The organism is Streptomyces sp. GQFP (assembly GCF_021545335.1).
Lineage (GTDB): Bacteria > Actinomycetota > Actinomycetes > Streptomycetales > Streptomycetaceae > Streptomyces.
Genome location: NZ_CP089312.1, coordinates 5454757 through 5477317, shown reverse-complemented (window position 1 = coordinate 5477317; position 22561 = coordinate 5454757). Strand labels below are relative to the sequence as shown.

The window sequence follows — 22561 nt, the reverse complement described above, 5'->3', positions numbered from 1 at the left end:
CCGGGATTACGCCCACGTCAGTGTAGAGGCGCTACCCACTCCTGTGGGTGATCATGACGAATCGCGCCGCCGATCACGAGGAGCCACCGAACCGGGCGGCCTCCCGATAGAGAGCGGCAGCCGCATCCCCCAGCACGGCGCTGTAGGACACATCATCGGTCGAGCCCCCCTGCTCGAACCCCCCAAGCACCCCCACCACCTCCCCCTCCCGGTCCACCCAGGGACTCCCACTGGTCCCGTCGGTGAAGTCGGGACACTCGATGCGCTGCTGCGTACGACTGTGCACGGTGGGCCGGTTGGTACAGCTGACGGCCGCATCGAGCACGTTCGGATACCCGCTGACGACGACATCACTGCCCCCGGTAGCCCGCCCGAAGACAAAAACATTCGCCCCCACCACGTCCTCCAGCTCCCGCCCACCCATGGAGGCATTCGCGGCGACAACGGCAAAGGCGAAGTCACTGTCCTCGTCGGCCCGATCGCTCCAGGCCCCCGGCACAAAGGTCTTGACCACCCGCCACACCCCGTACGGCGCCCGCCCGTCCCGATACCCGGGCACGAAGACGACGTCGGTGTCCCCGCCCCCACTCAGACAGTGCGCGGCGGTAAGAATCAGATCCCGCCCCCCACTACGCACCACAGAAGCCGTACAGAAGTGCCCACCCTCCAGATCCCCGTTGAACAGGGCCCCCACCCGAGCACTACGCGGCGGAACCGCACGGGCCACGGCGGCCACACCGGGAGAACCAGAGGCGGCGCTCCCGGGAGCCGCACCGGAGACAGAGGTGACGGCAAGCAGCGCACCAACGGAAAGCAGCGCGTACCGCCGGTTGCCAGGAGTCCGAGTGATCCGCTTCATCAGGGGCAACTCTGACGCGCGAAATCAAGAACGGGTACGGCTCCTCGCTGAGAATCTCGCGTGAAGCCGTAAGCAGAACGGACTCCCCGAACTTCCCCGGCAGCACATCACGGTAGGCACCGTTGTCCGGATGGGTATGCAGAGCCCAGGTGCCCTTCCTGGGATCGATGACAAAGAGAACAGGCACACGGGCTACGGCGTACCAGTCGGCCTTGTCCCTGATGTCCCGGGACTTCTCGGACTGGGAGATGACCTCAACGACCAGGGCGGCGTCCGCGACGTCGGCCAACCAGTCGTCCGGCGTCGCGTAGTCGTCCGAATCCTCGGGCAGGGCGATCGCGGACACCTCGTACACGTCCAGTCCGTCAGGCAGACCGCCGCCTCGATCTGCCGGCGCAACTGCTTGACCACACCCGCGTGTTTTCCACGCGGAGTAAGGGACACCGGGCGACACGGACATGGCTCGCCGCCTCCGTCCCTCTGCACCATACCGCCCCCTCCATCACACTCCGCTCACCTGCAATCACCCTAGGCCACCCCACTGACACTCGGCCCAAAGCAACTTCCCACCCTTCGAGGCCCCCAACTCCCGCAGCACGGCAACACCCAACGAGTCCGCACAGGCCCGTACAAGCTGGAGCCCCCGACCGCATTCGGCGTCCGCCATGGGTACGGAGACGGTGGCACCGTCGGCGGTGAACCCGGGCGGTACCCGGGGGTCGGCGTCCCAGACGGCAACCCGGAACCGATCCGGCTCGCCCAGGTGAACGATGCGCAGGGCGTACGGCCCCTTGGTGTGCACGTGGGCGTTGGTGAGCAGCTCGGACGCGACGAGTTCGGCGGCGGGAATGGCGTCGCCGAGCCCACGGGCGCCCAGAACGGTCCGCAGGGTCGCGCGACCGATACCCGGTGAGCGCGGATCACGCGGGAGTTGAAGGGTGTAACTCCAGGGCGGGGATACGGTGGCCATCGGAAGTCTCCGATCACTGAGGGGAGTTGGACGGTTGCCCAGTGGCTTCGTCGCTCCGTCGAGCGGTGTGCTTCTGGGTGAGGGCGCCTGAGACCAAGGTAGCGAGTTTCGGATATATTCTTCACCCAAATCAGGGGATACTAAAGGCAATCACCCGTGTGGGTGACAGCAGCACTCAGGAGAGACGGGAATGCCCGTGAGGAACAGCCCGACGGGACGTCAACTCCGGCTTGGCGCCGAGCTGCGCAAACTGCGCGAGCGCGCAGGCCTGACGTCAACGCAGGCCGCCCAACTGCTCGGCATGAAGCAGGCCCAGGTCAGCAACATGGAGACCGCCCGGCTGGGCGTGAGCGCCGAACGCGTACGCTCGCTGGCCGACCACTACGCCTGCCCCGACAAGGCCCTCGTCGAGGCGATCGCCGCAATGACCGGCGAGCGGAAACACGGCTGGTGGGAAGCGCACCGCGAGACGCTCTCCCCCTCGCTCCTGGACCTGGCCGAACTGGAGCACCACGCCCGGTCGTTGCGCGACTCGACCACAGCTCGCATCCCCGGTCTGCTCCAGACGCGCGAGTACGCACTGGAGATCTTCCGTCAGGCGGTCACGGAACTCGCGCCGCCCGACATCGAGCACCGCCTGTCGTTCCGCATCAAGCGCCAGGCGATCCTCTTCCGCGAGGACGAACCGACACCGTACGAGGCGATCATCCACGAGGCCGCCCTACGTATGAGGGTCGGCGGCTCGACAATCGCCCGACAGCAGCTGCAGCACCTGCTCGACATGAGCGACCGGGACCACATCACCCTGCGCGCCATCACCTTCGACGCCGGCGCCTACCCGGGGTCCGGCCAGTCGATCCACTACGCGCACGGCCCGGTACCGGAGCTGGACACCGTCTATCTCGACCAGGCGCACGGCCTCGCCTTCGTGGACGCCGACGCGGAGTTGCGCAGATACCGCACGCTGTTCGACCGTATCGAAGCTGTGGCACTCGCCCCGGAGAAGACCCGGGACCTCATCCACAGCGTGATACGAGACCTGTGAAGGGACGGATCCCCATGACTCCGCACTGGCAGAAGTCGTCGTACTGCTCCGAGGGCGCCTCCTGCATACACATCGCCACCACCCCCACACCCCCCACAATCCACCTCACCGAATCCGCCGACCCCACCAAAGCCATACTCACCACCACCCCCGCCGCCTTCCACACCCTCCTCACCACCCTCAAGGCCGACACACCCCCGCCGAAGGCAACCACCCCCGCAATCGAGGTAACCCTCGGCGAAACCCCCGACGCCCCCGTCCACCTCCGCTCGACCGCCACCCCCGACATCGTCGTCACCACCGACCACGACAAGTGGAACGCCTTCGTCCTCGGCGTACGAGCGGGCGAGTTCGACCACTTCGTCTAGAGCCCCTCGGACCCGTCCAGCTCCTCCCACACCCGAGCCCAGGTACGACTGTCCAGACTGTCGAGCGGACCAATACGGGAGAGCTCGACGCCGTCCCGCCCGAAAGCCACGACGACGGGCCGAGACCCGCGACCGACCTGGGGCCCCTTCCAGGCAGCGACGACCCTGCGCTGCCCCGAAGCCTCGAACCGGCGGTCGCCGACGAGGATGTGGCCGACATCCCGCCCGAGGTAGACCAGAACGCAGCCGATCCATGGCGCCGTCTCGATGGAGCGCGGCGGGTCAAGACGCCGGGCAAGGCTGAGCGTGCCCCCGCCGCCGCGTATCTCGATCACGTCGACATCAGCGTCGGCAGGACCGTCCACGGAACCACTGCTGCCCCCCGGATACCGCCACTGCCCGCCGTACCACTCCAGGAACTCGATGTGTTCCCGCGCCACAGACTCCCGCGCCCCCGGCCGCCACACCATCCACACCGCCCCCACCCCGGCACCGGAGTCGACATCCGCCGACACCACCGTCAGCACCCGCCTCGGCATCCACCAGGGCTGCGCCTCACCCCCACCCAGCACCCGCCGCACCACCCCCGGCAACAAACGCACCACAACCCCCGCCTGAACCCCCGTCAAACCCCAAACCACCACACACCCCCCACCCGGAACCCTGTGAACACCCCCACCCACCCCCATCCACAACCTGTGAACCACCTGTGCCCACAGTCAAGCCACCCCCACCCCCCACCCATCACCCCGTAAGTGATCAGTAACCCCCAACCCGCCTTCAGTCACGCGGAAGTCAGGATTCCGAAACCCATCTTGTTGTCACGTACCCAACAAGCCAATGTCATCGGCGGGCCGCCAACCCGCCGCCGGGGAAACCGCACCGGCGCCAAGCACCACGCATACCCCCACCCGCACCGCCCCTGACCACCCCCTCACCAGGAGGCTGTACGTTGCGTACGACACCCCCCAACAGCCAGTCCACACAAGGCAGATACGGCAGACACGGCAGCTGGCGCCGCATAGGCACCGCCGCAGTCGCCACCGCCGCCCTCGCCCTCGCCGGACTCGGCACAGCGGCCCACGCGAATGCGGCACCCGCCCCCCAGAAGGTCACCGCCAAAACGATCGCCGCCCAGGTCGCCAAGGCCCACGTCAGCTACACCACCCAATGTGACGCGACCCCCGCCAAGGGCTTCGCCTCCTGCAACGCCCTCCGCGTCACCGGCGGCACCACCGCCTTCCAGGAGGAGCAGGCCGCGAAAAAGGGTCTGACGACCCCCGCGACCATCAAGCCCAACGCCGCCTCCGCCACCCCCACCGGCTACGGCCCCAGCGACCTCCAGGACGCCTACGGCCTGACCTCCGCCGCCTCCTCCAACGGCTCCGGCGAGACCATCGCGATCGTCGACGCGTACGACGACCCGAACGCCGAGTCCGACCTCGCCGAGTACCGCTCGTACTACGGCCTCTCGGACTGCACCACCGACAACGGCTGCTTCACCAAGGTCAGCCAGACCGGCTCGACGACATCCCTCCCCACCGCCGACAGCGGCTGGGCCGGTGAGATCTCCCTCGACCTCGACATGGCCAGCGCGATCTGCCCGAACTGCAACATCCTGCTGGTCGAGGCCAAGTCCTCCTCGATGGCCAACCTCGGTACGGCCGTGAACCGCGCGGTCACCCTCGGCGCGAAGTACGTCTCCAACAGCTACGGCGGCTCGGAGTCCTCCTCCGACACCAGCTACGACAGCTCGTACTTCAACCACCCCGGCGTCGCCATCACGGTCAGCGCGGGCGACGAGGGCTACGGCGCCGAGTACCCGGCGGCCTCCCGGTACGTCACCTCCGTCGGCGGCACCAAGCTGTCCACCTCCTCCAACAGCCGCGGCTGGACCGAGAGCGTGTGGAAGACCAGCAGCACCGAGGGCACCGGCTCCGGCTGCTCCTCGTACGACGCGAAGCCGTCCTGGCAGACCGACGCGACCTGCGCCAAGCGCATGATCTCCGACGTCTCCGCCGTGGCCGACCCCGCGACCGGCGTCTCGGTCTACGACACCTACGGCGACGGCACCGGCTGGGTCACCTACGGCGGCACCAGCGCCTCCTCGCCGATCATCGCGGGTGTCTACGCCCTCGCCGGCACCCCCGGCAGCAGCGACTACCCGGCCTCGTACCCCTACGCGGCCGCCGGCACCTCGGCCCTCAACGACGTGACCTCGGGCAACAACGGCACCTGCACCACGAGCTACTACTGCACCGCCACCTCCGGCTACGACGGCCCGACCGGCTGGGGCACCCCGGAGGGTCTGGACGCCTTCACCGGCTGACCTGAACGATCAGATCCAGGGGGAACGGGCCGCGGCTACCAGCCGCGGCCCGTCGCCATGTCCGAGGTCCGCGATAGCCTGGCCTACACCTGGAGACGGACCGTCAGAAACGGTCCGTGACCGCCCTGATGACCACCCTGGTGGCCAGGGGTGGACAACGACGGAACCACACCACAGGTTTCGCTCACACTTCATTGCCCGGCGTAACCAGCCGTGATACACAGAGTGACGATAAAGGTATTCGTACGAAACCCGCCAATCAATGACTCCAAGTCGACATACGACAGCGTCATTGTCGGCGAGAATGGGCCTGACCTCTGCGCTGCGGCAGGGGGCGCGCGGAACTACCCGACAGGGGCGGTGACTTAGGTGACTTACAAGTGGCTTGCGGCCGAAAAGGGCGACATCAACACCATCATCGGCGGGATCGCTCCGGACTGGGGTCCCTTCGGCAGCCTGGGCACCGAAGCGAAGACGATGGTCCAGGTCGTGATGGCCGTGGCCATCCTGATGTGCCTCGGCATCGCGATCTGGGGTGCGGCGAAACAGCGCATCGGCGCGACAGCCCTGCGCGACACCTTCAGCGCGGAACAGGGCAAGGGCCTCATCATCGCGGGCCTGACGGGCGTGTTCATCATCGGCTCGCTCGGCACCCTCTTCACCATCGTGTACGGCATGGCCGTGTAGCCGGCGCCACCCGCGCGCGGCGCATCTCCAGTCGGACCGCCGGGCGAACCCGGTTCTCCTCTCCCACCACCCACCCACCCGTCGTGCCCACCGACTGAGGTTGCGTCTCCCTGATGTCGAGTCACCACACCGCGCCCGCACGGGAACCAGCACGGCTACCGTCGTACTGTCACGTGTTCGTGTTCCCGTACACGTGGATTCGACACACGGTCGAGGGGACGGGTGCCGCATGAGTCTCGGTGACGGGCAGAGCCAGAGCAACGGCGATTCCGCACGCCCCGACGACGGCGGGTACGGCGGCTCCGGCCAGACCCGGACCCGCTACCACGACCAGGGAAACGGCGGCCTCTACGGCGGCGCGCGCCGCACCAAGTCGTCGCGGGGCATGGTGACGGCGGTCGGCGTGGTCGTCCTGCTGATCGCGGCGATCGCCTTCGCGAACCGTGGAGGAGACGATTCCTCTACCACCGGAACCAGCTCCACCAGCGGCAGCGGCTCCGGCAGCGCGAACCAGCCCGATACGGCGGCCACCGCGGCCTCCGGCGAGCAGCCGGTCACGAAGAAGGCGGCGGGCATCCCGTCCGGGTTCGCGCACGACCGGCAGGGCGTCCAGTCCGCGGCGGCCAACTACGCGGTGTCCCTGGGCTCGACCGGCATGTTCCGCAAGGACAGCCGCGACAAGATCGTCGACGCCCTCTTCACCACCGAGGCCGCCGCCAAACTCAAGGCATCCCTGGACAAGGCCTACTCCGCGAGCCTCCTCGCCAGACTCGGCCTCGACGCGAACGGCAACGCCCCCGAGGGCAGCACGTTCGTCTCGCGCGTGACCCCGGTCGGCACGAAGACCGTGGCGTACGGCGACACCACCGCCACGGTCGAGGTCTGGTACGTCGGCCTGAGCGGCATCGCCGGGGAGACCTCCACCAGCCCGGTCACCTCGTCCTGGAACACCTGGACCTACGACATGCGTTGGTCGGGCGACGACTGGAAGGTCGTCTCCTACACGGAGAAGGACGGCCCCACCCCGGTCCCGGGCGACGACAGGGCCGCCGCCTCCGACGAGATCAGCAAGGCCATCGACGAGTACGGAGGGTTCACCTATGCCCGGTAACACGCCAGGTAGGCCCTACCTCGTGCTCAAGCTCGCCGGCGCGCTGACAGCCGTACAGGCGGCGGCCGTACTCCTGGCGTCCCAGGCGTACGCGGCCCCGACACCGTCCCCCTCGCCGTCGGCCTCGTCCACGGCCGGCAACCCTGACTGCGCGCTGCTCCCCGACGCGGCCAAGGAGGTCTGCGAAGGCCAGCAGGGCTCCGGCTCGGGATCGGTCACGAACCCCGCCTCCACCCTCGACCCGCTGTCCTCCCTCGCCAAGGGGTGTGCCGACGCCGCCTCCTGGACGGTCGACAAGCTCAGCGAGGCCGTGAAGGACACCGCCAACGTCGACTTCACCAACACCAAGTTCCTCCAGCAGTACGCGGTCGTGTTCGCCGCGTCCACCGTCCTGACCCTGGTGCTGTGGCTGCTCGCGGTCGCCAAGCGGGCCATGCGAGGCGTCCCCCTCACCACGGCCATCTCCGAGGCGATCGGCTTCCTCTGGCTGACCGTCCTGGCCTCCGCGTTCACGCCCCTCATCCTCTACACCGTCGTCTCGGCGACCGACGGCGTCACCGAGGTCCTCGCGAGCGCGACCGGCGACCAGACCGACACGTTCTTCGGCACCTTCTCGGGTGCGCTGGCCAAGGGCGAGGACATCGGCGGCGGCCCGATCATGCTGATCGTGGTCTCCATGGTGTCGATCCTCGCGGCCGGCGTCCTCTGGCTGGAACTGGTCATCCGGGCCGCCCTGCTGTACGTCGGCGCCCTGCTCGGCACGGTCGTGTACGCGGGCCTGGTCGACAAGAACCTGTGGGGGCACGTCCGCCGCTGGGCCGGCATCATGATCGCGGTCATCCTGGTCAAACCGGTGATCGCCATCGTGCTCGGCCTCGCGGGCGCGCTGGCCACGGACGACAACGGCCCGGACGCCTTCTCGGCCGTCGTCTCCGGGCTCTCCATCATCCTCCTCGCCATCTTCGCGAGCGCGATGATCTACCGCTTCGTCCCGGGCTTCGGCGACGAGATTGCCAACTCCCGCAACAACCGCATCATGCAGGGCGCCGAGAGCAAGGCCGCCGCTGTCATCAGCTCCCCGGCGACCCTCGTCGCCCAGGGCATCAAGACCCACAGCAGCCGGGCGGACAACAACGGGGGCGGTGGAGGCGGCGGCCAGTCGTCCACCCCGCGCCCGGCCAACCCCGCGTCCGGCGGCGTGGCCGCGCACAGCTCACGGCCCTCGGGCGGCGGCGGATCTGTCCCCTCCGCCGCACCCCCGCCGCGCAGCGGCCCCGCCGGCACCAGCAACCGATCCAACCGCCCTGGAGGTGACGGGCGTTGACGACCGAGTCCCATGTGTCCCACGTGGTCTCGCCCCGCCGTACGTACCTGATCGGCCGCGCCCGGCCGAACGCGATCGTCGGCCGCAACCGCGAGTCCGGAGAGATCGCGCTCATCATCGTGGGCGCCTTCCTCGGCATGGTGTGCGGCCTGGTCGTCCCCGTGCTGGCCCTGCGCATCGTGCTGCTGACCGGCTTCCCGATGCTGGCACTCGCGGTGGTGTACGTCCCGTACAAGCGCCGCACGTTCTACAAGTGGTTCGAGATCAACCGCAGTTACAAGCGATCGCTCCGCCAGGGCACCGCGTACCGCAGCTCCGTCATGGAGGCCGGCACCCAGATCGACGGCCGCGAGGTCGAGATCGGCCCGCCCCCGGGCATCGGCCGCATCAACTGGCTCGCGGCCCCGTTCGGCCCGGACGAGATCGCCGTACTCCTGCACGCGGACCGCCGTACGGTGACGGCGGCGATCGAGATCGAGGGCCCGGGCGTCGGCCTGCGCGACAGCGAGGACCAGGAGGCCCTGGTAGACCGCTTCGGCACCCTCCTGAAGCACGTGGCGAACGGCGACGGCTTCGTCACCCGCCTCCAGATGCTCGCCCGCACCCTCCCCGCCGACCCGGACGCCCACGCCAAGGACGTGTCCGTACGCGGCGACGAGAAGTCACCGCCGTGGCTGCAGCACTCGTACGAGCAGCTCCAGTCGATGGTGTCGACGAGCAGCGAACAGCACCGCGCGTATCTGGTCGCCTGTATGCACTTCAACCGCGAACTGGCCGCCGAGGCCCACGCGATGGCCCGCGCGGCCCGCCCCCACGGCGGCAAGAAGGTCGACCGCGACGCGGGCCTGGCGGTCGTCATGGCCCGCGAGCTGACGGACATCTGCTCCCGCCTCCAGGAGGCGGACATCCGCGTCCGCCAGCCCCTGGGCCAGGGCAGGCTGGCCTCCCTCATCCACTCCATGTACGACCCGGACCACCCGATCGACCACATCCAGGCGATGACGAAACGGAACGCCTGGCCGGCCGAACTGGACGCCATGGAAGCGACGTACCTCCAGGCGAAGACCCGCGAGTCGTCGACGCGCGCCCCCTGGTGCCACTCCACGGCCTGGGTGAAGGAATGGCCGATGACCCCGGTGGGCGTCAACTTCCTGGCCCCGCTCCTCGTCCACACCCCGGACGTCATCCGCACGGTGGCGGTCACGATGGACCTGGAACCCACCGAGGTGGCCATCGAGCGCATGCTGACGGAAAAGACGAACGACGACGCGGAAGCGAGCCGAGCGGCCAAGATGAACCGCACGGTCGACCCCCGCGACGTGGCCTCCCACAACCGCATCGACCAGCGCGGCGAGGACCTCGCGAGCGGCGCGGCCGGCGTCAACCTGGTCGGCTACATCACCGTCTCCTCCCGATCGCCCGAGGCCCTGGCGCGCGACAAGCGCACGATAAGGGCGTCGGCGGGCAAGTCGTATCTGAAGCTGGAGTGGTGCGACCGAGAGCACCACCGCGCGTTCGTCAACACACTCCCGTTCGCCACCGGAATCCGAAGGTAGGGCTGATGCGCTGATGCGGGACCCGCTGACCGCCCTCACCGACACCTTCACGTCCTTCCTCTTCGGCAAGATCGAGACGACCCGCCTGCCCGTCCGCACCTCCACGGGCCAGGCCCAGGCCGTCTACCTCCCCACCGCCGCCCCCGGCCTCGGTGACTCCGGCGTCATCATCGGCCGCGAGGTGTACTCCGGAAAGGGGTACATCTACGACCCCTTCCAGCTGTACGGCCAGCAACTCCCCGCCCCGCACTGGCTGGTGCTCGGCGAGTCCGGCAACGGCAAGTCGGCGCTGGAGAAGACGTACGTCCTACGTCAACTCCGCTTCCGGGACCGCCAGGTGGTCGTCCTGGACGCGCAGGGCGAGGACGGCGTCGGCGAATGGAACCTCATCGCGGAGGAGTTGGGGATAACCCCCATCCGCCTGGACCCGATGGCCGCCCTGGACATGGGTATCCGCCTGAACCCGCTGGACCCCGCGATCACGACAACGGGCCAGCTGGCCCTGCTCCGCACGATCATCGAAGTGGCGATGGGCCACGGCCTGGACGAACGCTCCGGCTTCGCCCTGAAGGTCGCGCACGCCTACGTCAACGAGACGATCGTCGAGCGCCAGCCAGTACTGATGGACATCGTCGAGCAACTCCGCCACCCCGAGCCGGAGTCGGCGGAGGCGATGAACGTCGCCATAGACGACGTACGCGCCTGGGGCCTCGACGTGGCCCTGGTCCTGGACCGCCTGGTCGACGGTGACCTGCGAGGCATGTTCGACGGCCCGACGACGGTCGGCATCGACCTGGACGCCCCCCTGATCGTCTTCGACCTGTCCCACATCGACCGCAACTCGATCGCGATGCCGATCCTGATGGCGATCATCGGTGTCTGGCTGGAGCACACCTGGATCCGCCCCGACCGGAAGAAGCGCATCTTCCTGGTCGAGGAGGCCTGGCACATCATCAGCAGCCCCTTCGTGGCCCAACTCTTCCAGCGCTTGCTGAAGTTCGGCCGCCGCCTCGGCCTGTCCTTCGTGGCGGTCGTGCACCACTTGAGCGACGTGGTGGACGGAGCGGCGGCGAAGGAGGCAGCGGCAATCTTGAAGATGGCCTCGACACGAACGATCTACGCCCAGAAGGCCGACGAGGCGAGGGCGACGGGCAGAGTGATCGGCCTACCGCGCTGGGCGGTGGAGATCATCCCGACCCTCACCCCAGGCATCGCCGTCTGGGACGTCAACGGCAACGTCCAGGTCGTCAAACACCTGGTCACGGAGACGGAACGCGCCCTCGTCTTCACCGACCGGGCCATGACGGAGTCGTCCCGCGACCGCGACCTCCAGCTGACCGACGACGCCCTGAGAGCCGCGGAGTTGGAGGCGGAGGAACGCGCGGCAGCCTTCGTCGAACAGCACCTCAGCGACCTGGACGACTCCTCCGAGTCCACGGTGGCGTGAGAACGATGAGACCGGACGAACGCCAGAAGGGCGGACAGGCCGAACGCGGCGTCTCCGACGGCCTGTTGGTCGGCCTGATCGCCTTCCTCCTCGGCCTGACGGTACTGGTGTGGACGGCAACAGGCGTCGCGGGCTTCCTCTCCCACGCCACCTGGCCCCAGGGCGTCACCTTCACCCGCACCCCGGCGGCACTGCGCCACCTGATCACGGACCCACGCGACGTCCCGGGCGCCTGGCCGGAGACCCCGGCGGACCAGCTCTCGGGATGGGGCCTGTTCTGGGGCCTGTTCATCGGCCAGCTGATGGTCCTGTTCGTCCTCACGATCTTCGTACTGGGCACACTGGCCCGCTGGAAGGCGGTACGGGCGGCGAGAAAGGTTCCAGTACAACGTACGGAGCCGCCGGTCGAGTTGGAGAAGACGGTGGAGAAGGAGGCGGAGCCAGAGAAGGCGGCAGAGAAGGCGGCAGAGAAGGCCCCGAAAGAAACTCCGCCGACCGAGACACCCCCAACGCCTGTCGTGGCAACGGACGTTGAACCGGTGGGCGTACGGGAAACCATCTTCTACGGCGCCCAGGACACCCGCACCGCCCCCGCGACCCAAGCCATCCAGGACGCGGAGGGCCCCGCCCTCGTCCTCACCTCCAACCCCACCCTCTGGCAGGAGACGAAGGACGCCCGAGCCAAACTCGGCCCGACCCTCCTCTACGACCCCACCCACCTCTGCGACACCCCGGCCCGCCTCCACTGGCCCCCCACGACCGGCTGCGAGGACAGATCCACCGCGGCCGCAAGAGCGACCGCCCTCCTCACCCCGGTCCGCCCCACGGCGAAGATCGACCAGACAACCGCAGAGACCGCGGAAACACTCCTCCGCAGCTACCTGCACGCCGCCGCCATAGACGCCCGCACGATCCGCCACGTACACCGCTGGGCGCAGGGCACCAACGTCCAGGAAGCCGTACGCATCCTCCGCACCAACCCCAAGGCAGCCCCCGGCGCCGCCGGCGAACTCGAAGCCGCCCTCACCGCGCACCCCGAACGCCGGGACATCGCGCAGGAGTTGACGAGCCGAGCCCTCGCCGCGCTCTCCACGGTGAACATCCGCGAGGCGTGCACGGCGAACCGAAGTGACGCCCTCACGCTGGATTCCTTCATCGCCGAAGGGGGCACGCTTTATGTGGTCGGTGAACCGATCGAGGACCCCAGGACGAACCCGGGCGCGATGCCCCTCCTGACGGCACTGGCCGCAAGCGTGGTCGAGCGCGGCCGGCGCATGGCCGAACGGTCATCCTCCGGTCGCCTCGACCCACCACTGACACTCGTCCTGGACGACGTCGCGGCGGTCGCTCCCCTGCCCCAGCTCCCGGAGCTGCTCACCACCGGAGCGGACCGGGGCATGCCGACCCTGGCCCTGCTCCGGTCAAGAGAACAACTCCGAGCAAGATGGCCCCACCACGACCTACGGGTGTAGCTCGCGCTCCAGCACGAACTCGAGCTCGGAGTCGTCAGAGCCGCTCAGGGGCACGGTGACGCCACTGGGTACGAATCCCATGCGCCGATAGAACCGCTGTGCCCGCGCGTTGTCCTGATGGACGATCAACCGCACCCGCTCGACGCCCGCGGCCTCCCAGGCCCACTCCAGGGCCGCGTCGAAGAGCACATCGGTCAGCCCGCACCCCCGGTGCTCGGGCAGCATGAACACCCCGACGATGTGCCCCTGCTTCTCCTCGACGAGGAGCCCGGCCCAGTCCACAGCCCCGGGCTCCTCGACAAGCACCACAAGTCCCCCGACCCACTCCCCGTCGGGTCCCTCGGCGATGATCTGCTGAGCGCCGGTCTGCCCCTCGGCCCCGCGCTGAACCCGCTCCTGCCAGAAGGAGTCGGGCCGGCCCACGGCCTCCTCGTACGTCTCCAGGAAGGCGAGATGCGCGACGGGATCCTGCAAGGCAGCCAGCCGAAGCTCTTTGGCGGCACGCCACTCATCTGCCCGCACGGAGCGAATCACAAAGCTGCTCATGGGGATCACGGTAGTGCCCCGACGGCACCCCGGAAAAGCAGAAAAGCCCCGTACCGGTATCCCCGGTACGGGGCTTTTCGCAATATTTGTTCGGCGGTGTCCTACTCTCCCACAGGGTCCCCCCTGCAGTACCATCGGCGCTGTAAGGCTTAGCTTCCGGGTTCGGAATGTAACCGGGCGTTTCCCTCACGCTATGACCACCGAAACACGGTGAAACAAACACTTCAACCGCACCACTGCCGTGACCATGGCAATGGGGTTGTTCGTGGTTTCAGAACCAACACAGTGGACGCGAGCAACTGAGGACAAGCCCTCGGCCTATTAGTACCAGTCACCTCCACCCGTTACCGGGCTTCCAGATCTGGCCTATCAACCCAGTCGTCTACTGGGAGCCTTAACCCCTCAAAGGGGGTGGGAACACTCATCTCGAAGCAGGCTTCCCGCTTAGATGCTTTCAGCGGTTATCCCTCCCGAACGTAGCCAACCAGCCATGCCCTTGGCAGAACAACTGGCACACCAGAGGTTCGTCCGTCCCGGTCCTCTCGTACTAGGGACAGCCCTTCACAATGTTCCTGCGCGCGCAGCGGATAGGGACCGAACTGTCTCACGACGTTCTAAACCCAGCTCGCGTACCGCTTTAATGGGCGAACAGCCCAACCCTTGGGACCGACTCCAGCCCCAGGATGCGACGAGCCGACATCGAGGTGCCAAACCATCCCGTCGATATGGACTCTTGGGGAAGATCAGCCTGTTATCCCCGGGGTACCTTTTATCCGTTGAGCGACGGCGCTTCCACAAGCCACCGCCGGATCACTAGTCCCGACTTTCGTCCCTGCTCGACCCGTCGGTCTCACAGTCAAGCTCCCTTGTGCACTTACACTCAACACCTGATTGCCAACCAGGCTGAGGGAACCTTTGGGCGCCTCCGTTACTCTTTAGGAGGCAACCGCCCCAGTTAAACTACCCATCAGACACTGTCCCTGATCCGGATCACGGACCCAGGTTAGACATCCAGCACGACCAGACTGGTATTTCAACGACGACTCCACAGACACTGGCGTGCCCACTTCACAGTCTCCCAGCTATCCTACACAAGCCGAACCGAACACCAATATCAAACTATAGTAAAGGTCCCGGGGTCTTTCCGTCCTGCTGCGCGAAACGAGCATCTTTACTCGTAGTGCAATTTCACCGGGCCTATGGTTGAGACAGTCGAGAAGTCGTTACGCCATTCGTGCAGGTCGGAACTTACCCGACAAGGAATTTCGCTACCTTAGGATGGTTATAGTTACCACCGCCGTTTACTGGCGCTTAAGTTCTCAGCCTCGCCCAACCGAAGTTGGACTAACCGGTCCCCTTAACGTTCCAGCACCGGGCAGGCGTCAGTCCGTATACATCGCCTTACGGCTTCGCACGGACCTGTGTTTTTAGTAAACAGTCGCTTCTCGCTGGTCTCTGCGGCCACCCCCAGCTCATGAAGTAAATTCAATCACCGGTGATGGCCCCCCTTCTCCCGAAGTTACGGGGGCATTTTGCCGAGTTCCTTAACCATAGTTCACCCGAACGCCTCGGTATTCTCTACCTGACCACCTGAGTCGGTTTAGGGTACGGGCCGCCATGAAACTCGCTAGAGGCTTTTCTCGACAGCATAGGATCATCCACTTCACCACAATCGGCTCGGCATCAGGTCTCAGACTATGTGAACGGCGGATTTGCCTACCGTTCGTCCTACACCCTTACCCCGGGACAACCACCGCCCGGGATGGACTACCTTCCTGCGTCACCCCATCACTCACCTACTACCACCTTGGGTCAGCGGCTCCACCACTTTCCATTCCCCGAAGGGTCCGGAACGGCTTCACGGCTTTAGCATTAATGGGCTCGATGTTTGACGCTTCACAGCGGGTACCGGAATATCAACCGGTTATCCATCGACTACGCCTGTCGGCCTCGCCTTAGGTCCCGACTTACCCTGGGCAGATCAGCTTGACCCAGGAACCCTTAGTCAATCGGCGCACACGTTTCCCACGTGTGTATCGCTACTCATGCCTGCATTCTCACTCGTAAACCGTCCACGACTGGCTTCCACCGCCGCTTCACCCGGCATACGACGCTCCCCTACCCATCACAACACCCGTTGGGGCTTCTGCTGCAATGACACGACTTCGGCGGTACGCTTGAGCCCCGCTACATTGTCGGCGCGGAATCACTAGACCAGTGAGCTATTACGCACTCTTTCAAGGGTGGCTGCTTCTAAGCCAACCTCCTGGTTGTCTCTGCGACTCCACATCCTTTCCCACTTAGCGTACGCTTAGGGGCCTTAGTCGATGCTCTGGGCTGTTTCCCTCTCGACCATGGAGCTTATCCCCCACAGTCTCACTGCCGCGCTCTCACTTACCGGCATTCGGAGTTTGGCTAAGGTCAGTAACCCGGTAGGGCCCATCGCCTATCCAGTGCTCTACCTCCGGCAAGAAACACACGACGCTGCACCTAAATGCATTTCGGGGAGAACCAGCTATCACGGAGTTTGATTGGCCTTTCACCCCTAACCACAGGTCATCCCCCAGGTTTTCAACCCTGGTGGGTTCGGTCCTCCACGAAGTCTTACCTCCGCTTCAACCTGCCCATGGCTAGATCACTCCGCTTCGGGTCTTGAGCGCGCTACTAAAACGCCCTATTCGGACTCGCTTTCGCTACGGCTTCCCCACACGGGTTAACCTCGCAACACACCGCAAACTCGCAGGCTCATTCTTCAAAAGGCACGCAGTCACGACGCACTGAGTAAACTCAATGCGCGACGCTCCCACGGCTTGTAGGCACACGGTTTCAGGTACTATTTCACTCCGCTCCCGCGGTACTTTTCACCATTCCCTCACGGTACTATCCGCTATCGGTCACCAGGGAATATTTAGGCTTAACGGGTGGTCCCGCCAGATTCACACGGGATTTCTCGGGCCCCGTGCTACTTGGGTGTCTCTCAAACGAGCCGTTGACGTTTCGACTACGGGGGTCTTACCCTCTACGCCGGACCTTTCGCATGTCCTTCGCCTACATCAACGGTTTCTGACTCGTCCTGTCGCCGGCAGACGACAGAAGAGAGATCCCACAACCCCGCACACGCAACCCCTGCCGGGTCTCACACGTATACGGTTTGGCCTCATCCGGTTTCGCTCGCCACTACTCCCGGAATCACGGTTGTTTTCTCTTCCTGCGGGTACTGAGATGTTTCACTTCCCCGCGTTCCCTCCACACACCCTATGTGTTCAGATGTGGGTGACAGCCCATGACGACTGCCGGGTTTCCCCATTCGGAAACCCCCGGATCAAAGCCTGGTTGACGACTCCCCGGGGACTATCGTGGCCTCCCACGTCCTTCATCGGTTCCTGGTGCCAAGGCATCCACCGTGCGCCCTTAAAAACTTGGCCACAGATGCTCGCGTCCACTGTGCAGTTCTCAAACAACGACCAACCACCCACCACCCCACCCTTACGGGCGAGTTCACTGGGGTCGGCACTGAAGGCAGCCATACCGGCCGTACCCTCAGACACCCAACAGCGTGCCCGGCCCACTCGCCGCTTCCCTCATTCGTTCCACGCCCCGAAGGACAGTACTGGAAGGAGAAGACGATCAAGTGTGCCGAATAATCAACGTTCCACCCATGAGCAACCACCGCCGGACGTGTGCCGACGTAATGGCCCTGGACCACCAAGCGTGCTTGGCGGCCTAGATGCTCCTTAGAAAGGAGGTGATCCAGCCGCACCTTCCGGTACGGCTACCTTGTTACGACTTCGTCCCAATCGCCAGTCCCACCTTCGACAGCTCCCTCCCCGTAAGGGGTTGGGCCACCGGCTTCGGGTGTTACCGACTTTCGTGACGTGACGGGCGGTGTGTACAAGGCCCGGGAACGTATTCACCGCAGCAATGCTGATCTGCGATTACTAGCAACTCCGACTTCATGGGGTCGAGTTGCAGACCCCAATCCGAACTGAGACCGGCTTTTTGAGATTCGCTCCGCCTCACGGCATCGCAGCTCATTGTACCGGCCATTGTAGCACGTGTGCAGCCCAAGACATAAGGGGCATGATGACTTGACGTCGTCCCCACCTTCCTCCGAGTTGACCCCGGCAGTCTCCTGTGAGTCCCCACCACCCCCGAAGGAGCGTGCTGGCAACACAGAACAAGGGTTGCGCTCGTTGCGGGACTTAACCCAACATCTCACGACACGAGCTGACGACAGCCATGCACCACCTGTACACCGACCACAAGGGGGCGACCATCTCTGGCCGTTTCCGGTGTATGTCAAGCCTTGGTAAGGTTCTTCGCGTTGCGTCGAATTAAGCCACATGCTCCGCTGCTTGTGCGGGCCCCCGTCAATTCCTTTGAGTTTTAGCCTTGCGGCCGTACTCCCCAGGCGGGGAACTTAATGCGTTAGCTGCGGCACCGACGACGTGGAATGTCGCCAACACCTAGTTCCCACCGTTTACGGCGTGGACTACCAGGGTATCTAATCCTGTTCGCTCCCCACGCTTTCGCTCCTCAGCGTCAGTAATGGCCCAGAGATCCGCCTTCGCCACCGGTGTTCCTCCTGATATCTGCGCATTTCACCGCTACACCAGGAATTCCGATCTCCCCTACCACACTCTAGTCTGCCCGTATCGAATGCAGACCCGGGGTTAAGCCCCGGGCTTTCACATCCGACGCGACAGACCGCCTACGAGCTCTTTACGCCCAATAATTCCGGACAACGCTTGCGCCCTACGTATTACCGCGGCTGCTGGCACGTAGTTAGCCGGCGCTTCTTCTGCAGGTACCGTCACTTGCGCTTCTTCCCTGCTGAAAGAGGTTTACAACCCGAAGGCCGTCATCCCTCACGCGGCGTCGCTGCATCAGGCTTGCGCCCATTGTGCAATATTCCCCACTGCTGCCTCCCGTAGGAGTCTGGGCCGTGTCTCAGTCCCAGTGTGGCCGGTCGCCCTCTCAGGCCGGCTACCCGTCGTCGCCTTGGTGAGCCACTACCTCACCAACAAGCTGATAGGCCGCGGGCTCATCCTGCACCGCCGGAGCTTTCAACCCCCACCCATGCGAGCAGAAGTATCATCCGGTATTAGACCCCGTTTCCAGGGCTTGTCCCAGAGTGCAGGGCAGATTGCCCACGTGTTACTCACCCGTTCGCCACTAATCCCCACCGAAGTGGTTCATCGTTCGACTTGCATGTGTTAAGCACGCCGCCAGCGTTCGTCCTGAGCCAGGATCAAACTCTCCGTGAATGTTTACCGGATATCCGGTGCACACACACGAGAGCGGAACAGTCAGGCGGAATAAGCCCGACCATTCACAGCGTCCTCGCTGTGTTTACTGCTTCAAAGGAACCTCGACCATCACGAATGTGATGGACGGGGTATCAACATATCTGGCGTTGATTTTTGGCACGCTGTTGAGTTCTCAAGGAACGGACGCTTCCTTCGTACTCACCCTCTCGGGCTTTCCTCCGGGCAGTTTCCCTTCGGTCCTGCTATTTCTTTCTGGTCTTGCGTTTCCGACTCTATCAGACCGTTTCCGGATCCGATTTCCTCGGTGCTTTCCAGGTTTCCGCTTTCGCGTTTCCCTTTCCGGCGAGTCCGACTCTATCAGATCCTTTCGGGCCTGATTCCCAGTCAGCGGGGCTTGTCTTCCCGGCCGTTGGGCCGTTCCGACGTCTCAAACCCTAGCGGATCCTCTCGGCGATTCCCAATCGGGCCGTCGAGCTGATCGAACTCCATCACGCCCCATTCGAAATGAATTCGGGCACGCCGAAATCATCCCGGCTGGGAGATCATGCTGATGGTTTGGGTTGCCGCTGTTGCGGCGGAGGTGCTGCCGCAGAACCGTTACGGCCCCGTGGCAACCCGAAGAACTTTACGGATCGGGGAGGGGGATGTCAAGCGCCCCCATGTCATCCCCTGCCCACCCCTGTCAAGATCTTTAGTCGAGGTCGCTGAGTCGTCCGCCGGCGTCCGGCTGGGCGTGCTCCACGCGACGCAGGAGGCGGGTCAGGACGTCGCCGAGCCTCGTGCGTTCGTCCTGGGTGAGGTCCTGGAGGAGGTCCTCCTCGAAGACCGTGGCCATGCGCATCGCCTCCAGCCACTTCTCGCGGCCCTCGTCCGTCAGCTCCACGATCACGCGGACCCGGTTGGACTCGTCGCGCTCCCTGGTGACGAGCCCCTCCGTCACCATCCGGTCGATCCGGTGGGTCATCGCGGCCGGCGTCAGGCCCAGCCGCTTCGCCAGGTCGCTCGGGCCCATGCGGTAGGGAGCGCCAGCCAGCACCAGCGCCTTGAGGACCTCCCACTCGGCGTTGCTGATGCCGAGGGTGGCGGTCTGGCGGCCGTACGCCACGTTCATACGCCGGTTCAGCCGGCCCAGGGCCGAGACGATCTTCTCGACCTGGGGGTCCAGGTCCCCGAACTCGCGCTGATAGGCGGCGATCTGCTCATCGAGCGTTGGCTCGCCGACGGCGGGGGTGTCACCCATGGGAGCAGTGTCCCATCTGCGCGCTTGGTGTTGAAGTCCTTCCAGGTGTACTGTTCAATTCTTAACTTTAGCTTCGAAGTCTTCACTCCTAACTCCTTCGGCAGGCGTACGACTTCAGGATCAAGGCAGGTGAAAGTGACCAGGGCGATGGGCGCAGCGATGCGCCGGATCCATGTGGGCAACGCACTCAGCGCGTTCGGGCTCGGCTTCACCGTCCCCTATCTGTACGTCTATGTGGCGCAGGTGCGGGGACTGGGAGCCATGACGGCGGGTCTCGTACTCGCCGTCTTTGCCGTGGCCGCGCTGGTCGTGCTGCCGTTCGCCGGGCGGACCATCGTCCGGCGCGGCCCGCTGCCGGTGCTGCTCGTCGCCCTGGTCACCGCTGCCGTCGGCGCGCTGAGCCTCGGGCTCGCCGCGAACGCGACCGCCGTACTCCTCGCCGCGGTGGCGCTGGGGGCCGGGCAGGCCATGATGCAGCCGGCGCTCGCGACGATGATCGTGGACTTCTCGTCGGCGGAGACGCGGTCTCGGGCCTTCGCGACCCAGTTCTTTCTGCAGAACCTCGGGCTCGGCGTCGGTGGGCTCATCGGCGGGCATCTCGTGGACACGACGCGGGCCGGGTCGTTCACCCTGCTGTTCTCGATCGAGGCGGCGATGTTCCTGCTGCTCGCCGTGATCATGGCGACGGTACGGATGCCTCGTTCGGCGCGGATCGGCGGTGCGCCGACTCAGGCCAAGGGCAGCTGGAAGCAGTTGCTCGGGAACCGGGCCATGGTGCAGCTGTGTGTGCTGGGGTTTGTTCTTTTCTTCGCCTGTTATGGGCAGTTCGAGTCAGGGCTGAGTGCGTACGGGGTCGAGGCGGCCGGGATCTCGACGTCCACGCTCGGGTCGGCGCTGGCGGCGAACACGGCGGTCATCGTGGTCGCGCAGTTCGCGGTACTCAAGTTTGTCGAGCGGCAGAAGCGGTCCCGGGTGATCGCGGCCGTCGGGATTCTCTGGGCCGTCGCGTGGGGTGTGGCCGGGTATGCGGGGCTCGGGCACGGCAGCCAGGCCATGGCGACCGCCGCGTTCGTGTCGACGTACGCGCTGTTCGGGCTCGGGGAGGCGATGCTGTCGCCGACCGTCGCCCCGCTGGTGGCCGATCTGGCTCCGGCCGGGCTTGCCGGGCAGTACAACTCGGCGTTCGCCCTGGTGAAGCAGCTCGCGCTGGCCGTCGGTCCGGCGGTGGGCGGGCCGCTCGGGGCCTCGCTGCACGCGCCGTACATCGTGATGTTCCTGCTGTTCTCGCTGGGGATCAGCGTCCTCGCCGTACGGCTGGGGCGGCTGCTGACCCCCGTACAGAATCAGCCCTCTCTGGCGCGGCGGAGTCGGGTGGTCGCGCAGGGTGGGGCTCCGGTGGGGGCCGGTGTGCCTACTACGTAGTAGTAGGCACTGGCGGGCCTCCTCTGGTTCAGCGGGTTGTTGTGATCAGGGTTGATGTGAAAGGGAGCGTTGCCGAGCCGTCGGGGGCCGTGTGGGCCGTCAGGGTTCTGCGGATCGTTTCCGCTGCCTCGGCGAAGGCTGCCGCGCCGCCCGTGTCCTCGATCGACTGGCCCCAGGGGACGGCAGCCAGGTGGCCCGCGGCGAAGTCCGCGAGGTCGGGGAAGGCGATCGTGACGGTGACCTCGCGGGTCGTGATGTCGTGGAAGCCGGCGGTGGTCAGGGCTGCGGTGACGCGTTCCGCCGGGCAGGAGAGGGACGTGGCGAAACGTGCCTCCGCCTCCTTGGTGCCGTGTTCGGTGACCGCCTTGAGCTGGGCCGCGAAGTACGGGGAACGGTCCGCGGGCGGGGTCCAGGCCGTGGCCGTGAATCGGCCGCCCGGGCGGGTGACGCGGGCCGCTTCGGTGAGTGCGGCCTCCAGGTCGGGGAAGAACTGGATGCCCTGTTGGCAGAGGACCGCGTCGAACGAGTCGTCCGGGTACGGGAGTTTGTCGGCCGGTGCCAGGGTGAACTCGATGTCCGGGTACATCCGGGGCGCGTGGCGGGCGGCGGTCCTGAGCATGCCCTCCAGGAGGTCGGCGGCGGCCACATGGCCCGTGGGGCCGACCTGGGCGGCGGCCGCGCGGGCGACAAAACCCGTGCCGCAGGCCAGGTCGAGGACCTGGGCGCCCGGGAAGAGGTCCGCGGCCTCGACGACCGCGGTGACGAAGGGCGCCATCAGAGGGGCGCTGTAGCGCTCGTAGTGCTCCGTGGCGTCGTGTGTGGCGTTGTCTTTGAGGGGGAAACCTTTGGGATCTGCCATGCAGGAGCTACTAGCAGGTGGTCGTGGGTTCGCCTAGAAGGCTGCTGAAAATGTTG

General features: G+C 65.8%; 17 protein-coding genes and 3 rRNA genes. 10 read left to right on the top strand and 10 right to left on the bottom strand.

What is annotated here, in order from left to right:
• Nucleotides 1-73: 73 nt before the first annotated feature.
• The 3 genes from LUX31_RS24320 to LUX31_RS24310 form a co-directional block, all read right to left on the bottom strand.
• Nucleotides 74-694, bottom strand: coding sequence for a trypsin-like serine peptidase (locus LUX31_RS24320; protein WP_443045994.1), 621 nt, complete (start codon nt 692-694; stop codon nt 74-76).
• Between the two features lie 7 nt (nt 695-701).
• Nucleotides 702-1214: a Uma2 family endonuclease gene (locus LUX31_RS24315; protein WP_235477071.1), complete on the bottom strand. Its 513-nt coding sequence runs from the start codon at nt 1212-1214 to the stop codon at nt 702-704.
• Nucleotides 1215-1382: 168 nt separating this feature from the next.
• Nucleotides 1383-1829: an ATP-binding protein gene (locus tag LUX31_RS24310; RefSeq protein ID WP_235477070.1), complete on the bottom strand. Its 447-nt coding sequence runs from the start codon at nt 1827-1829 to the stop codon at nt 1383-1385.
• Nucleotides 1830-2019: 190 nt separating this feature from the next.
• On the opposite strand from LUX31_RS24310, the gene LUX31_RS24305 reads away from it, so the two are divergent.
• A complete protein-coding gene (locus LUX31_RS24305; RefSeq protein WP_235477069.1) occupies nt 2020-2874 on the top strand; it encodes a helix-turn-helix domain-containing protein in 855 nt (284 codons plus the stop codon).
• 14 nt (nt 2875-2888) lie between these two features.
• Entirely contained in the window at nt 2889-3242 is a 354-nt protein-coding gene (locus LUX31_RS24300; RefSeq protein ID WP_235477068.1) for a DUF397 domain-containing protein, read from the top strand.
• On the opposite strand, the gene LUX31_RS24295 is transcribed toward LUX31_RS24300, so the two are convergent.
• Nucleotides 3239-3844, bottom strand: coding sequence for a hypothetical protein (locus tag LUX31_RS24295; protein WP_235477067.1), 606 nt, complete (start codon nt 3842-3844; stop codon nt 3239-3241). The two genes, LUX31_RS24300 and LUX31_RS24295, sit on opposite strands and share 4 nt — an antisense overlap.
• A 350-nt stretch (nt 3845-4194) precedes the next feature.
• Between LUX31_RS24295 and LUX31_RS24290 the strand changes: the two genes are divergently transcribed.
• The 7 genes from LUX31_RS24290 to LUX31_RS24260 all read left to right on the top strand — a co-directional run bounded on the left by LUX31_RS24290 (nt 4195) and on the right by LUX31_RS24260 (nt 13168).
• Nucleotides 4195-5571 (top strand): S53 family peptidase, encoded by a 1377-nt coding sequence (locus tag LUX31_RS24290; RefSeq protein WP_235477066.1) that lies wholly within the window; start codon nt 4195-4197, stop codon nt 5569-5571.
• Between the two features lie 369 nt (nt 5572-5940).
• Nucleotides 5941-6258, top strand: coding sequence for a hypothetical protein (locus LUX31_RS24285; RefSeq protein ID WP_235477065.1), 318 nt, complete (start codon nt 5941-5943; stop codon nt 6256-6258).
• A gap of 229 nt (nt 6259-6487) precedes the next feature.
• Nucleotides 6488-7369, top strand: coding sequence for a hypothetical protein (locus LUX31_RS24280; protein WP_235477064.1), 882 nt, complete (start codon nt 6488-6490; stop codon nt 7367-7369).
• The gene (locus LUX31_RS24275) at nt 7359-8693 is read left to right on the top strand and encodes a hypothetical protein (protein WP_235477063.1); all 1335 of its coding nucleotides are present in this window, start codon (nt 7359-7361) and stop codon (nt 8691-8693) included. Before LUX31_RS24280 ends, LUX31_RS24275 begins: the two co-directional genes overlap by 11 nt.
• Nucleotides 8690-10249 carry an SCO6880 family protein gene (locus LUX31_RS24270; protein WP_235477062.1) on the top strand — a complete coding sequence of 520 codons (1560 nt, stop codon included), beginning with the start codon at nt 8690-8692 and terminating at the stop codon, nt 10247-10249. The genes LUX31_RS24275 and LUX31_RS24270 overlap by 4 nt, the downstream gene beginning before the upstream one ends.
• Nucleotides 10250-10262: 13 nt before the next feature.
• Nucleotides 10263-11696: an ATP-binding protein gene (locus tag LUX31_RS24265; RefSeq protein ID WP_235477061.1), complete on the top strand. Its 1434-nt coding sequence runs from the start codon at nt 10263-10265 to the stop codon at nt 11694-11696.
• Nucleotides 11697-11701: 5 nt separating this feature from the next.
• Complete coding sequence (locus LUX31_RS24260; RefSeq protein ID WP_235480036.1) at nt 11702-13168, top strand: type IV secretory system conjugative DNA transfer family protein; 1467 nt, start codon at nt 11702-11704, stop codon at nt 13166-13168.
• On the opposite strand, the gene LUX31_RS24255 is transcribed toward LUX31_RS24260, so the two are convergent.
• The 5 genes from LUX31_RS24255 to LUX31_RS24235 all read right to left on the bottom strand — a co-directional run bounded on the left by LUX31_RS24255 (nt 13157) and on the right by LUX31_RS24235 (nt 20224).
• Nucleotides 13157-13714, bottom strand: a complete 558-nt coding sequence (locus tag LUX31_RS24255; RefSeq protein ID WP_235477060.1) for a GNAT family N-acetyltransferase — start codon at nt 13712-13714, stop codon at nt 13157-13159. The genes LUX31_RS24260 and LUX31_RS24255 overlap by 12 nt on opposite strands.
• A gap of 88 nt (nt 13715-13802) precedes the next feature.
• Nucleotides 13803-13919 (bottom strand): 5S ribosomal RNA (gene rrf, locus LUX31_RS24250).
• Nucleotides 13920-14015: 96 nt separating this feature from the next.
• Nucleotides 14016-17139, bottom strand: a 23S ribosomal RNA gene (locus LUX31_RS24245).
• A 313-nt stretch (nt 17140-17452) separates the two neighbouring features.
• Nucleotides 17453-18981: ribosomal RNA gene (locus LUX31_RS24240) — 16S ribosomal RNA — on the bottom strand.
• Together the 16S, 23S and 5S rRNA genes form the textbook arrangement of a ribosomal RNA operon.
• A gap of 694 nt (nt 18982-19675) precedes the next feature.
• Nucleotides 19676-20224 (bottom strand): MarR family winged helix-turn-helix transcriptional regulator, encoded by a 549-nt coding sequence (locus tag LUX31_RS24235; RefSeq protein WP_235477059.1) that lies wholly within the window; start codon nt 20222-20224, stop codon nt 19676-19678.
• A gap of 147 nt (nt 20225-20371) precedes the next feature.
• On the opposite strand from LUX31_RS24235, the gene LUX31_RS24230 reads away from it, so the two are divergent.
• Nucleotides 20372-21646: an MFS transporter gene (locus tag LUX31_RS24230; RefSeq protein ID WP_235480035.1), complete on the top strand. Its 1275-nt coding sequence runs from the start codon at nt 20372-20374 to the stop codon at nt 21644-21646.
• A 28-nt stretch (nt 21647-21674) separates the two neighbouring features.
• Here LUX31_RS24230 and LUX31_RS24225 read toward each other — a convergent pair whose 3' ends face one another.
• The gene (locus LUX31_RS24225; RefSeq protein ID WP_235477058.1) at nt 21675-22505 is read right to left on the bottom strand and encodes a class I SAM-dependent methyltransferase; all 831 of its coding nucleotides are present in this window, start codon (nt 22503-22505) and stop codon (nt 21675-21677) included.
• Nucleotides 22506-22561: the final 56 nt, after the last annotated feature.